The organism is Swaminathania salitolerans (assembly GCF_007988945.1).
In the GTDB taxonomy this organism is placed as follows: domain Bacteria; phylum Pseudomonadota; class Alphaproteobacteria; order Acetobacterales; family Acetobacteraceae; genus Swaminathania; species Swaminathania salitolerans.
Genome location: NZ_BJVC01000002.1, coordinates 215238 through 228854 on the forward strand (window position 1 = coordinate 215238; position 13617 = coordinate 228854).

Annotated in this window: 13 protein-coding genes; all 13 read right to left on the minus strand. The window is 64.9% G+C overall.

The features are described 5' to 3' along the window. Positions 1 to 41: 41 nt before the first annotated feature. Positions 42 to 5195, minus strand: coding sequence for a phage tail length tape measure family protein (locus SSA02_RS05025; RefSeq protein ID WP_147092855.1), 5154 nt, complete (start codon positions 5193 to 5195; stop codon positions 42 to 44). A gap of 4 nt (positions 5196 to 5199) precedes the next feature. Then, entirely contained in the window at positions 5200 to 5916 is a 717-nt protein-coding gene (locus tag SSA02_RS05030) for a hypothetical protein (RefSeq protein WP_147092856.1), read from the minus strand. Continuing rightward, the gene (locus SSA02_RS05035) at positions 5913 to 6191 is read right to left on the minus strand and encodes a phage tail assembly chaperone (protein WP_246103647.1); all 279 of its coding nucleotides are present in this window, start codon (positions 6189 to 6191) and stop codon (positions 5913 to 5915) included. Before SSA02_RS05035 ends, SSA02_RS05030 begins: the two co-directional genes overlap by 4 nt. Positions 6192 to 6265: 74 nt before the next feature. Then, a complete protein-coding gene (locus SSA02_RS05040; RefSeq protein WP_147092857.1) occupies positions 6266 to 6679 on the minus strand; it encodes a hypothetical protein in 414 nt (137 codons plus the stop codon). Between the two features lie 667 nt (positions 6680 to 7346). Beyond that, positions 7347 to 8291, minus strand: coding sequence for a phage tail tube protein (locus tag SSA02_RS05050; RefSeq protein ID WP_147092859.1), 945 nt, complete (start codon positions 8289 to 8291; stop codon positions 7347 to 7349). An 88-nt stretch (positions 8292 to 8379) separates the two neighbouring features. Next, on the minus strand, positions 8380 to 8586 hold the full coding sequence (locus tag SSA02_RS05055) for a hypothetical protein (RefSeq protein WP_147092860.1): 207 nt from the start codon (positions 8584 to 8586) through the stop codon (positions 8380 to 8382). A gap of 75 nt (positions 8587 to 8661) precedes the next feature. Continuing rightward, positions 8662 to 9087 carry a hypothetical protein gene (locus SSA02_RS05060; RefSeq protein WP_147092861.1) on the minus strand — a complete coding sequence of 142 codons (426 nt, stop codon included), beginning with the start codon at positions 9085 to 9087 and terminating at the stop codon, positions 8662 to 8664. Further along, the gene (locus SSA02_RS05065) at positions 9087 to 9410 is read right to left on the minus strand and encodes a hypothetical protein (protein ID WP_147092862.1); all 324 of its coding nucleotides are present in this window, start codon (positions 9408 to 9410) and stop codon (positions 9087 to 9089) included. Before SSA02_RS05065 ends, SSA02_RS05060 begins: the two co-directional genes overlap by 1 nt. Beyond that, positions 9407 to 10066 (minus strand): hypothetical protein, encoded by a 660-nt coding sequence (locus SSA02_RS05070; RefSeq protein WP_147092863.1) that lies wholly within the window; start codon positions 10064 to 10066, stop codon positions 9407 to 9409. Before SSA02_RS05070 ends, SSA02_RS05065 begins: the two co-directional genes overlap by 4 nt. An 11-nt stretch (positions 10067 to 10077) precedes the next feature. Then, positions 10078 to 11283: a phage major capsid protein gene (locus SSA02_RS05075; RefSeq protein ID WP_147092864.1), complete on the minus strand. Its 1206-nt coding sequence runs from the start codon at positions 11281 to 11283 to the stop codon at positions 10078 to 10080. 77 nt (positions 11284 to 11360) lie between these two features. After that, a complete protein-coding gene (locus tag SSA02_RS05080) occupies positions 11361 to 11990 on the minus strand; it encodes an HK97 family phage prohead protease (RefSeq protein ID WP_186807683.1) in 630 nt (209 codons plus the stop codon). Continuing rightward, positions 11983 to 13308: a phage portal protein gene (locus SSA02_RS05085; protein WP_147092866.1), complete on the minus strand. Its 1326-nt coding sequence runs from the start codon at positions 13306 to 13308 to the stop codon at positions 11983 to 11985. The genes SSA02_RS05080 and SSA02_RS05085 overlap by 8 nt, the downstream gene beginning before the upstream one ends. Next, complete coding sequence (locus SSA02_RS05090) at positions 13305 to 13511, minus strand: hypothetical protein (RefSeq protein ID WP_147092867.1); 207 nt, start codon at positions 13509 to 13511, stop codon at positions 13305 to 13307. Before SSA02_RS05090 ends, SSA02_RS05085 begins: the two co-directional genes overlap by 4 nt. Between the last annotated feature and the right edge of the window lie 106 nt (positions 13512 to 13617).

Sequence of the window (13617 nt, forward strand, 5' to 3'; positions counted from 1 at the left end):
CGGTTTTCCTTTCTGTTGCCCGGCCCCGTCGCCTTGCCCCGTTAACCGGCCCTGCGCAGGGCGGCCTGACGCTGCTCGATCGTGGCCTGTTTCGTGGCGGCGACCGTCTCGCGCTGGAGGGTCTTCGTGTCTTCCGCGGCCCGGACCAGAAGGCGGAGCAGCTCGGCGAGCGTGGTATTGCCGTCCCGCACCGCCGCGGCGAGGGCCGATTGCGTCAGGCTCTCCGGCGTGCGCGTGCCGATCTCGCGCATGGATGCCGCGAGCCTTTCATAGACCCGGGCGAATTCCGTGCCCGAGCCGTAAAGGGCCTGACCGGTCGTCATCAGCGTCTGCGCATCGGACTGCACGCGCGACAGGGCGTCGAAATCTCCCGCGCGCGCTGCGGCGATCGTGCTCGAGAAATTGTCGTTCGCCACCCTGTATTGCGCCTCGGCCGACAGGGGCGAGAGCGCGGACGTGCCGAGCCCCCGCGTGAAATCGACCAGGGATCCGATAACCGACGAGACGGCGCTCTGGGCTTGGGCGCGCTGTTGCTCTTCGGCCTGTCTTGCCGCCGAGACGGCTTTTCCGGCGTAGTCCTTCTGGATGGCCAGACGCTCGGCCGAGAGTGTCTTCTCCAGAGCCGTCATCTGGTCCCGATAGCTCCGGTTGCCCGTATAGGCCTCGCCGAGAAAGTCCTGCCAGCTCTCGGCGAGCTGGCGTTTCTGCCGGGATGCGGCGAGATCGAACTCCAGAAGGGCCGCCCCCTCGTCGTCACCGGTGGCAGCGCGATAACGCACCTGCACGGCCTGCGCGGCATCGGCCAGGTTCTGCATGTTCGCCGCATAGCCCTGCGCATAGAGCGTGTCGAATTTCGCGCTCAGCGCATCGCCGTCCAGACCGTAGCTGCGCGCCTGGGACGCGGCCGATTCATAGGTCTTCTGCAGCGCCGCCATCTGGTCCACCCAGCTCTGCGCGCCGTTGACCGTCGCCTTCATGAGATTGGGCATGGTGTTTTCGACAAATTCGGTGATGGTCGCAACCTGCGATTGCAGCTCGCTGCCCGCAAGCGTCCTGCCGTTGAGCATATGGTCGAGCGCGATCCGCAGATCGCCCGTGGCCTCGGTGAAGCCCGAGACGGTCACAGTGCCGTCGCTGTTGAATTTCGAGACGGCTACACCCAGCGCATCGACCGTGTCGGCCATGGTTTTCAGCTGTGTCACGGCGGACTGGAACGCCGCCACGCTGTCGAACTGCGCGGGCATGGCTTCTGCCAGGGCGCGGTCGAATGTCGCATTGTCGCTGCGCAGGCGCACGCTTGCGAGCAGATCGGACAGGCCGACCGAACGCTGCGACGGATCCCTGTTGTTCGGATCGTCGCGCACCGTGCCGAGATAGGCGGTTTCGGCCCTCAGTCCGAGGCTCTGCATCATGGCGTTCAGCCCGTTCATCTCCGACCGGAGCTGCCGGGTGATGGTATCGGTCTGTTTCTGGTTCCAGCTCTCGCCCATCGAGAACCCGTCCGCGCCGACCGAGACCTGCGCGATGGTATAGGGGTTTTTCCGGTGACCGAAGAGACCGCCCAGAAGACCGCCCGCAGCGCCGCCGATGAGGCCGCCGACCAACGTGCCGCCGGGCCAGATGGAGCCGATCCCGGCGCCGAGGGCGGCCCCGACACCCGAGCCGAGCAGCCCGTAGGTTCCGCCGCCGACCCCGCCGAGCGCCGAGCCCAGCGCGAGACCGCCGCCGACCCCGCCGATCAGGTTTCCGGCCGTGGCGTTGCCGAAGAGCTTCGTCTTCATCGCGCCCGCGAGCCATCCGGAGGAGGTCGCTACCCCCGAAGCGCCCGATCCCGCACCGGCGATCGAGACGCTGGCGGCGGCATTGCCGACCGACCCGCCCGAGGCGAGCGAATCGGCAACGCTCATGACGGTGCTGCGCGTGCCGCCGTCGAGCGCGTTCATCGCCGGATTGACGAGGGCCAGTTTCGCCACCATACCCACGATCTGCGTCTGCAGACCGGACAGGATCGAGCCGAAATTCACCGCTCCCTTGCCGCCCTGCACGAAAGCCTGCGTGACGCTGTTCGTCAGCGTGTCGAACATGCCGTTCAGGCTCCCTGTCAGATCATCGAGCGCCGATTTCTGATGCTGGTAGGCGTTGGTTGCCATCTGGATGGCCGCCACATTGTCGAGAGTGGCCTGGCTTGTTCTGGAGTGGATATCGCCGCCCGCCTCGAGAATGCGGTTGCGCTCTTTCATCACCGCAATCTGCACCGAGACCGCATCGCTGTTCTGCCCGATCGCCGCCGTCTGTGCCTTGATGATGTCCAGATCCAGTGATTGCCCGTAGAGCTTGCCTGCATTGGCCATATCGACCTGCGAGGCAGTGGCGGATTTCATGGTACCCGTCAGGATATCGAGCTGGCGGGCCTGCTCGGCTGTGCCGTCGATAGAGGTCGCACGCACTTTCCCGGCGGCCTCCATCGCCTGCTGGTACTGCGTCAGCGAGCCTTTCGACGCGTCATATCCCGCCAGAAGATCCTGCTCGGCCCGGGTGTGTTCATTGATGGCCGCCACGGACTGATTGAACTGCCCCGTCAGGATGTCCTGTTGCCTGGCTTCGGCTTCTGCCAGCTGGGTCGCAGTCGCGTGCGCCTGGCCCATACGGCGTGCCGCTTCCTCGACCTGTTGATGCACCTGCACCATTGCAGTTTCGGCGGCCGAGTAGGTCTCGGCACTTTGCGCAGCGAGCTTCTGCTGATGAGCGATGGTCTCGATCGGATCGCGCAATTCGTTGAGCGCGCCGCGCTGCACGTTGATCCTGTCCGTCAGCACGCCCGTTTGCGCAGCGTAATCGGCATCCGACACCTTGCCTGCCGTATGCAGGTCGTTCAGTGCCTTCTGTGCCGTGGTCAGGGCCGTGATGGCCTGCTCATGCTCGCGTATCTGCGCCGCCGTGCTGCCATCACTGCCGCGCAGCTGGTCATCGACCCGGCCCTGACGTGACGCGATTGCCTGGGCACCATAGATTTCGCCGCCCGTGGCCTTCTGGGCATAGGCCGCGACACTGGCAGGCGGGCTTGCAATCCTGCCCGAGAGGTATTTGTCGACGTTCCCTTCACCCCAGTTATAGGCCATGGCGACAAGTGCCTGATTGCCGTCATACTTGGCATAGAGCCGCATGAGCAGCTGCACGCCAGCCGTGACGTTGCCCTTTGTCGTCCGCAGATCATTGCCATTGGCGTTGCCCGGCATGACCTGCATCGCCCCCAGCGCACCGGCGGAGGACTGCACCACGCGACCCTGCGCGTCGTATTGGCCCGTTGCGCTCTCGATCGGCTGGATGCGATGGGCAAGTGCGAGCACGTCCGAGCTTGCGCCGAGACTGGCTCCGACGCTGTCAATGGTCTTGCCCACACCTGCGACATCGGAGGATGCGACTTCGCGACGCTGCAGGTAATTGTGAACGGTCGGGATCCTGTCCAGCTGCGCCAATTGCCACTCGCGCACCTCCTTTGCCTTATCCAGAAGATACTGGATGCCCTGCACGCCCTTGAGGGCACCGGCCGAAATACCATTGCCAACCCGGTCGATGAACTGCCCGAGCGGGGCGAACCCCTCACGCAGGGACGTGTTCATGTCGTGCAAGGCACGGTGCAACGGCGTCACGCCCTGATCGGCCGCATTGGCCGTGGCCCTGCCGACCTGCCCCATGAGCAGGGACCAGGCCCCCATACGATCGCCGCTGTTCTGCAAATCGCGTATGTGCTGCACCAGCCCTTCATGGACGCCAAGCAGGCCCTTCTGTGCGAAATCCCCGGCTGCTTTTGCCGGATCATCGAAGGCAGCGGCCATGTCTTTCGCCGCGTCCGGCACGTCCTTGCCGAGTACGGTGGCGACGTTACGCGCTGTCGTGGCCAGCGCATCGAGGCTGCTGCCACTGGTCGAGGGCATGGCGGCAAAGGTGGTGGTAACGGCGCGGCTGTCGGTCAGTGACAGGCCGCTCTTGCCAGCAATACGCCGTGCCGCGTCCTCGGCAGCCCCCGCCATGGCCGCGTAATCGCTGCGCGTGGCGCGAAGGGTCTGGCCGAGGGCCGCGAGATGGCTTTCTTCGGTTTCGGCCGCGCTGCCCATTTTATAGATGGCTACACCGGCCGCGACAGCGAGAGCCGCCAGACCCACCGGCCCCATGAGCAGACCGCCCACGATCTGCGTGGCCTTGCCGAAACCGCCCATGACCGTGACCATGTTCGGCACCTGGTAGAATGCGGCCTTCATGGCCCCGCCACCGGCCAGCACCTGATCGGCGAATTTATGCGCCTCACCGGCAAGGATCCCGATCTGGTAGCTGGATAGTTTGGCCGTCGCCGCGCTTTCGGCATGGGCGCGGGCCTGTCCGTCCACCGCCTTGCCGAGTGCGGTCGCCTCTTTCGCGGCGAGACGCATCTGCGCGATTTCCTCGGTGATCGTGGCCACTCTGGCGCGCATGGCGGCGACAACCCGGTCGGCATCCTCTGCCGTGACACCGCCACCGGCGACCGCACTCTGCGAGATGGACTCGTATCTCTGGAGTTTCTCCTCCGCGCTGGCCAGCTGCAGCAGCTTTCTGGAGATCTCGTCGACAGAGGATCCCATGCGCAGGAAGGCCCGGGAGGAGGCATCGAGGCCCGCACGCATCTCTGCCGTCGCTTCCTTTCCGGCCGCGCCCAGCCCGGCCATGCCGTCGCGGAATCCGTTGAGCATGGCGCTGGACTGACCGATCTCGCCATTCATGGCGGCCTGCGCATCGGTGCTGGCCTGCTGCCTCGCATGCAGCGCCGCATACCCTTCCGAAACACGGGCGATTTCGCTCTCGAGACGCGCCATCTCCTGCGTTGCGCCCTGCATGTCGGGCATGACGCCGGATTCCGCCGCGCTGCGCAGGGCGTCGCGCTGCCGCCTGAGTTCGGCCAGCTGCGCGCGGGTTGCCGCCAGAAGGGAGGCGGTGCGGGTTCCTGCATCCGCGAGCGCGCCTGTCGCATCCTGCGCGCCCCGGGCCACGGCCCGCGTGGCTTCTGCCGCCGCCTTGCCCATCCCGCCCACGGCACGGGTCACGCTCTCGCTCCGGTCCTGGAGCCGGTCGAGATTGGCGGCCGCGGATTCCGTGCCTTCGGCCGTGCGGTCGACCACCTCGATCACGTTGTCGATGATGTTGATCTGGCGGAGGCTCACCATGGCTTCAGACCTTCTCAGTCAGAACGAGGGTTGGATAGAGCACCTGGCTGCCCGCCTGCCGATCGGCGCGGCGGGAGACATAGGCAGCATGTGTCCGGGACCAGCCGCCCTTGCGGGACCAGCTCAGACCGGAGGCGATACCGGCCCCCCGCAGGATGTAGGGGACGGGCCCGCCGCGCGCGTCGCGCCCCTGCCACAGCGCCTTGAAGTCGCGTTCGGCGCGGACCGTGCGGAAGCGGCGATGCGCGGCGACCCGGACCGATTCGACGATGCGGGGCGCGCGTCCCGTCCGCTGGCCCCCGACCTCGATCTTGCGGGCATAGGGCGCGGTATTGGCGATCCAGACCTCGGAGCCGGGCGGGATCTCCTGCGGCGTTCCGGTCCAGATCCGGCCATCCACCATCATGAACCAGCTGTTCCGGAAATTGCCCGATCGCGCGGGGGAGCGATCGCGCAGGGCGCCGAGACACCAGACCACGGCTTCGGCCAGGCCGCTGAACACGTAGAGCACATGGCCGCCGTCGAGCCGGACCTGCTCCTCGGCCAGATCCGCCTGGCGATCGACCACGATGCGGAACCGCTCGGGGGCTTCGCCGCTCTCGATGAGGCTGTCGCGAAACGCGCGGCATTGCTGGGCCACGAGGGCGTGCAATGCCTCGCTCGACGGCACGGCCTGCGTGTTGAGATGCACCTGCCGGCGCATCGTGTCGGACCATCTCACCGGTGTTTCTCCTTGAATTTCTCAGCCCAGTGCCGGAGGAGTTCGGCGTCCATCGCGACGATGCAGCGCTCGAGCAGCGCCATTTCCTGCGCGGTCAGTCCGTGATGTCCGGCCCAGCGCGCGAGGGCGGACCACGGGATCGGCTCGGGGCGCGAGGCGATGAAGCCACCGCCCAGGGCACTGAATCTGCCGATGACCGTATGCCGACGCTCGGTCGACAGCCGGTGCCAGGCCCGCCAGATCCAGAGCAGATCCGGCCTCGGTTCCAGGCGCACGGCGTCGGCACCTTCGATGGAATCCCAGCAATCGGGAAACGCCCCCCACCGGAGATGCCAGCCGAGCGCCGCGATCAGTTTCCCTCGGCGTCCTCGGCCTGTTTCACGGCGCCGCTCGCAACGAGACCCGCCGCCTCCCAGCAGCAGCGTTGCAGCTGCCCGTATGCCGGATCGGCCAGCAGCGCGCGGAAGGCGTCGAGCGACACCTTTTCGGTCTCGGCATCGTCGGCATAGAGCCCGTCGACATCGAGCAGGAGGAATTCCGACAGCAGCCCCGCATTGATCTGGCGCCGGACCGCATTGGGAATGCGCTCGACGCTGTTGCGGAACTTCTCGGCCGCCTGCGCCAGCCTGCGCGCCTGGGCGTCGATGAAGGCATCGGTATAGCCGCGCGTGCGGATGCGCAGCCCGGGATATTGCTCGATATCGACCCACACGCCGTCATTGATCGCGGCGCTGTCGGTCTTGAGGTCGGTCAGTCTTGCCATGTCTTCGTGCTTTCGGAAGGGGGATATGAAAAAGGGCATTCCGCTGCCCTGTGAGGCGGCGAGAATGCCCTGCGTTGACGTTTTGGCCCGGTTGCCCGGCCGAATGCTGCTCGTAATGAGGACGAAACCCAATTGTCTTTCACCAAACAGGGTTGAAAAAACACTCTTATTCCATGGTAGCAATCATACGTTTTTCGAATGAATAATGGATGATTACCGCGACGTTTGCGTGAACTTTCCCTAATGATTTAAGGTTCTCGTGGATTTGTTCTTGGGTCGAGTCGTTTTCTCGAACTGATTGGCTGATCCTCAACCTCAAATCACGGAATTTTTCTATGAAATTCAACTCTGCCGCTGCAATCTTGTTTGTAGCCTTAATGGTATCTGCGTGCTCGAGCGAAGCGGGTCCGTTCGTGACGAATATCAGCAGTGACGGGCGAGGCGGCCTGAACGTCGAGAAATGCATGGTCAAGCTGGATAGAAACATCAACACGGTCCAAGCTTCTCAATGCACCAATGCAAATATAACGCTTTCCCGGCCGATTTGACCTGAGTCGTTTGCTCAACTCTGGTTTCTTTGCAGGAGTGATGGGAAAGCCCGTGGAGCACAATGCCGCTCTGTTCTCCACGGCGGCACTCTGTCTCATCACGTTCTGCGGTCGACCGCTCAGGGGGTCAGGCGTTCGATGCGGAACGTGCCGCCACCGGGTTGCGGATTGCCCTCGATCGCGAAGGTCGCGACGATCGAGGTGTTGCGGGCGCCTGCATTGATTTCGGGGTTCTGCAGGGAGGCGTTCAGGAAGATGAACCTGTAGCCGCGACCGTTCCTGTCGCGCAGGTCGATCTCGATCCGGCCCGACCATCCGATCTCGAAACGGTCGTAAAGGCTCCAGTCCCGGAAGAAGAGCTGCACCTGCCCGGTCGCCATGAACTGCCCCGGGCGGATTCCGACGGATGCGGCGGATCCGAGGCCGTAATCGCTCTCGGCACCGTCGCGGGCGAGGGTGAGGGTCAATTCGCGCAACGCACCCTCGGGCACCTCGCCGCCCAGACGCAATTCGCCGAGATTGCCGATCGTGTCGAAGACGGGGCCATCCGGAGCCGCGAGATAGCTCCCGGCAGGATCGGAGACGCTCTTTTCCTGACGGGAGCAGGTGAAATCGAACGAGACATTGGCAAACCCGCCCTGCGGGAAGCCGATCTGCGCGCGGGTGCAGAACGCGCCCGGCCGAAGCAGATGCCCGTCGCCGATCTTCTGGACGAGGGACCAGGTCTTGACGAGATCGCCATTGATCAGCGCGCCGTCTTCCTGCCAGTCACCGCCGAGGATGGCGGCAAGGAAATCGTCATAGGTGCCCGCCGAGAACGCGCCGGAGAGCGTGCCCGAGACGCTTTCCTGCGTCGTGACGCCCTGGGACACCTCGGAGAGGAGGTTGATTTCCTCGGGGCGCTGGCGGGAATCGTTGCGGCGGAAGCTCTCGCCGGTAAAGCGGAGGCGCTGGAACGCACCGCCCGGGTTGAGAGCGAAAAGCGTTTCCTTGGCGTAAGAGACGGTCGAGGCATTGGACTGCGCCGCTGCCGCGTAATTGGCTGTGGTGCCGGTATAGGGCATTGGGGGTCTCCCCTTGGGGTTGCAGGCATAAAAAAAGCCGCCCGGATGGGGCGGCTTGCCTGATTTTCGCGATCGTCTTAGGTCAGTATCAGAGGCGATGCCGCCTTCCTTTAATACCAGCTATCAGTCTTGCTATTAGGTAGGACAGGGCGCAACCGATCAGGGCGGCCAGGAACGATGTGTAAGCTGTATTTTGGGCGATGAAAGCGAAGCGCGGCGGTGCATGGGCGATCATCAGTGAGAATTCTGCCGCAAAGAGTGCAGCCATAAAAATGCGTGGACCAGCGTCGATCATTCATGCCTCCCCAAACTCATACGACTGCATGGTATGAAACGGCACGGACTGCGACAAACTATTTCTTGGATTACTTCACCTCACGAGGTCCTGGTAGCGGTATTGGATAATCAGGGTCATGGTGAACCAGTTCCCGCCCGTGTCGGGATCGGGCGGAAAGAGGCTCTGCCCGTCATAAAAAAGCCCATCGGGTAAGGGCTGCACGCCCTCCAGCCGGGCGCGGAACATGACGCTCATGCCTTTGCACAGGCTCAATGCGTCAGGGGTTGAGATCGACCCGGCCCGGATGGTGAGATGAAGGGACAATTCGCCCTCTTCCTCCATCGCCACCTCGCCAATGCCGAGCCGGTCCGACTGGCTCGCCTGGGCTTCCATGCGCCAGAAGAGAACGGGCCGATCCTCGCTTTGCTGTTCGAGCGCATCGACAAGGGCGAGGCCCTGTTGTTTTGCGACCAGCTGGGCGCGGGTATAGGCGTCATTCCAGACAATATCGGACAGCATTAGGAACCTCCCGAGGCGATCAGGGTCCAGCCGCACAGCGTGCCACGGTCGAAGACCGGGCTGGCGTCGGTCAGGGTGTAGGTTTTTGGCCCGTCGCGCAGATTGTCGCCCTTGCGCGGCTCGTAGCCGGTCCGGCTCGTTTCATCGGCGGTGATCTGCGCGAGCAGCGTGGCTTTCCCCACGCCTTCCGCAAGCTGCGATGCCTGCGGAGGCGGGGCGTAGCCGGTTACGGTCACGCTCGCGCTCAGATCGGCCCGGCTCAGCACAATGGGCCGACCGGTCCGCAGGATCTGCCGCCTGCGTCGGCTTGCGCCTGCGCTCATGACAGACCCGCCTGCGCATAGCGCGCGAGGATGGACGCCGCGTCGGGCGGCAGACCGCCGAGGCCTGCATCGGGTGTGGCCCAGCTGCTCGCACCCACGCCCTGTTCGCTTTCCGAGCGCAGGAGCGGATCGCCGCGCCGGGCGGCAAAGAACAGGGCGCGCGCCGTCGAGAGCGTGGCGGCGCGTATGTCGGCGGGCACGGTCGGGGCGAGAGGGGCGCCCCGGTCGTCCTTCATGCCCGGCACGATCCAGCCGCCCCGATAGGTCACGCGGTAGCAACCCGGCCACCACCATGCCCCCTGCAGGCGGGAGGGATAAAGCAGGCCGGACCAGGTGCCGGTCTCCCAGCCTTCCGGGCCGGGATCGAGGGTGAAACCGTCCTGGCTGACCGTCACGATACCGAGCAGAGGCGAGGCCGTCAGCGCGAGCGAAAGCCTGCGCTCGCCATCCCCGACGCGCAGGGTCTGGCGATACAGACCCGCCAGAACCGGACGGCCGAGCGTGGCCTGCACGAGGGCCGAGGCCTGGGCCAGATACTCGCTCAGGGCCGGATCGCTGTTCTGCCCGCCCGGCTCGCCCGCGAGCTGCTCGCGCAGGGCATCGAGCGAGACGAGGGCGAGGCCTTCCGCGGGGCTTTCGAGAATGGTGAGCGTCATGGTGCCCCCGATCAGCCGTAAGCGGCGGGCATGGCATCTGGCGGCAGAGTGCCAGCGATGAAGGATTGCTGGCGATACACGACGAGGCCGGTACGTTCCTCGACGCGAACGGTGACCATGTTCTTTTCGAAATCATCGCCCACAGTGGCCACTTCGACCGCGACGGATTGCCGGTCGAAAATCTGCGCACCGGTGGCAAAGGCACCCACCAGAAAATCGCCCTGCCGGATCGTGTTGCTGACGACAACCGGCAGACCCCACAGGGACCGCATCGCGACAGATTGCGGGTCACCGAGGACATACCGACCGATGCCGTCCTTGACGGAGGTGATACGAAACCAGTCGATCTCGTGCAGGACGATGCCGGTCGCCGGGTAGAGCGCGAGCGATGCCTGCAGCATGGCCATCCGGATCGTATCGAGAGCGGCATCCGGGACAGCCAGTCCTGCTGGCGCCGCAAAAGCTGTCGCCTGATTCATGAGACCAAGGACGTTCGCCCCAGTCCCGTCACCGTACATGAACTGGTATTCCTCAACCTGTTCAAGCCCTGCGACGCCCTGCGCATTGATGATCGAGACGAGCTCAGGGGCATCGTCGAGTGCCTGCTTGGACGCCTTGAACAGATGGGCGATCACCGCGACATTCGCACGGCCGAGTTCGAAACTCATATCCGAATACGGCTTGGCCGCACCTTCGGCGACTGGCGCGGCCTTGTTGGTGAAACTCTTCTGCCGGACGAATTCGACGATGGGCGACGACGTCGCTCCGGAAGGGATGAGACTGCGCAAGGTGGGTTGCGGCAGACGGATCATATCGATACCCGGCAGACGCACTGCAGGAATGAGGGAAGTTCCGGCAGACGTCGTCGCGCCCATGGTGGCAGGCCCGGTCGTCAGTGCCTTCCGCTCCATCTCGGTCCTGACACGCCCCTGGAATGAGGATTTGAGTCCGCGTGCCGCATCGCTGGCCATGAACTCTTCGCCAAGGCTCAGCGTCCTGCTCTCGGCGTCGCCGCTACGGCGTGCGGCTTTCTGCTCGATATCCGCCACGCGGGCAGAAAGCCCGTTCATCTCGGTCAGGGCCTTGTCTGCGCTGGCCCTGGTTTCTTCCGTGACCTTGCCGAGGTTGCGCAGTTCCGTGGTCGAGGCTTCGGCAAAGCGCTTGACCTCATCGGTGGCGGCCTTCAGCTCGCGGATGGCCTGTTCGTATTCGGACATGGGGTTTTCCTCATGAAAAAGGGCGCTCGAGGCGCCCTGTTCGGTGTTCTGGATGGGTGAAAACGGGCGGAAAGCGATCAGCCCGTCCGGCTGGCCCCGCGTGGGTCGGGCAGGCTGAAGCCCGAGCGGAGGGCCTCGACCAGTTCCCTCTCGGCGAGGCGCAGTTCCGGCACAGGAACAGGCGTCAATGGTCCCGCCGGATAGAACCGCCTGCGCATTTCGGTGACGCGGGCGAGGGCGTTGGACGGGTCATCCACCAGACTGACCTCATGCAGGTTCACGGCCCTGATCTGGCGGCGCGGGCCGTTCGGACCGGTGCCGGGGATTGCGCCGTCCCTGCGCACGGAAAACCCGATGGAGAGCCCGCCGAGCGCGCCATCCCTGACAAGCCCGTAAAGCCTGCGCCCGTAATCGGTATCCATGCCAGACAGACGCCCGCGCAGATGCAGGCCGTGCGCGTCTTCGCTGGCATCGTCCCAGACGCCCACTGGCAGCCCGTCACCGCCGAAAAACCCGTGCATGACGTGCATCGGGATGCCGCGCCCCTGCGCCTTGCGCTCGGCCAGCGTCTCGGCAAAGGCGCCGGGCAGGATGATATCGCCATGCGCGTCCTGATGGCCGAACACGCTGCCATAACCCTCGAAACTGCCTTCTTTCGCGTCGGGCGCGAATTTCCACTCGAAAGCGGCGGCCAGATACTCACTCATTGTCATCTCCCGTGATGCCGGATTGCGTGCCGGGCGCTGGACTGTCGGCGGGCCGACCCTGTCCCCCTGCGCCGGTCGGACTGCGGGGCTTGCCGATAGCGGCAAGCGGGATCATCTGCGCCTGGACCATCAGCACATCGCCGCCGGGCATGGGGGCGAGATTGTCATTGGCGCGGGCCTCGTTGACGGTCATCCAGCCGGAGCGCAGCGCGGTCTGCATGTAGCCCGCCCGTGCCGTGCTATCGCCGCGCAACAGCGCATCGACATTGAACCGGGCGAAATACCGGTCACGCTCGGCAGGCGAGAGCAGGCAGCGCGCAACGGCCTGCTCGATGCGTTGCAGCCAGGGCATGAGGCCGTATTGAAGGAACCAGAGATTCATCTGTTCCAGCCCGGTGCCCCAGGCCGTGGATTTGTCCATCGCCCCGACCATGACCGGCTGCACCCCGAACCAGCGGCAGATCGTCGCGACACCGACCTGACGGGTCTGGAGCAGTTGCAGGTCCTCGGCCCTGAGCCCGATGCTCTCGACCTTCCAGCCGCCCTCGAGCAGGGGCGTCTTGCCCGCGTTGATCGCGCCCGAGTAGTCGGCGAGGATCGCCTTCGCCTGTTCCTTCTGTTCGGGCTTCAGGTAATCCGGCGCGGAGATATAGGTCTGCGAGAGCAACCCGTTGCGGAACATGCGCCCCGCCGTTTCCTCGGCGGCCAGCGCGGCCCCGATGGATTGCCGCCCCGCCGTGATCGGCGAGATGCCCAGGAGCCCGTCGAAACAGAAGCCCTTGATATGGAAGATAGCGCCCTCATCGAGCACGAGCGTCCTGCCCTGGTAGCTGTAGCGATAGACCAGAGCGCCGGTGCCGGGGTCACGCTGCACCGTCATGCGGTCGGGGCGCAGCGGGTTGAGCGCCACGATCTGTCCGTCACCGCGCCGTACGATCTGGGCGAAGCCATTGCCCCAGGCGAGGCAGCACGCCGCCATGCACGACCAGAACTCGATCGGCGTCATATCGGCATTGGGTGCGCGGGCCAGTACGCGATAAAGCGGGTGATCGCGTGCAAGGCGCGATTGCCCGTCGCCCTGCTGCTCGTGCAGCTTGAGCGGCATGGAGCCTATGGTTTCGGACAACAGCCGGATGCAGGCCCAGACCGTATCGAGCTGGAGCGCGGTATCGACCGAGACGCTCTGGCCCGCGATGCTCGGCCCGCCCGTCATGAAAGCGCCCAGACGCAGATCGGTGAGCGAGACGCCCGTGATGGACTGGAAAGCCGCACTTGCGGCCTTCCAGGCCATGCCGCGCAGTCTTGTGACGATGCTCATACGGCTATGATCCCGGTTGAGAGAAAATCATCCATCCGGCCGCCACCGGGCGGCTCGGGGTTGCGGCTCATCAGCGTGACGGCATTGAGCAGCGCCATCAGCGGGTCGATCTTGAGATAGCCCGCCGCCTGTTTGGTGATGATGATGGCATTGCCCCTGGGCTCCACCTTCGCAAAGCTTGCGCTCGGCGGTCTTGATGACAATCGTAAGTGGCCTCGCGCCGATTGCTCATTGGTCCATATCGAGCAGATACCTCGCCGCGTTCTTTGAACGGCCTGATTGTCTTGCATTCATATGGGGCCGGGGGGG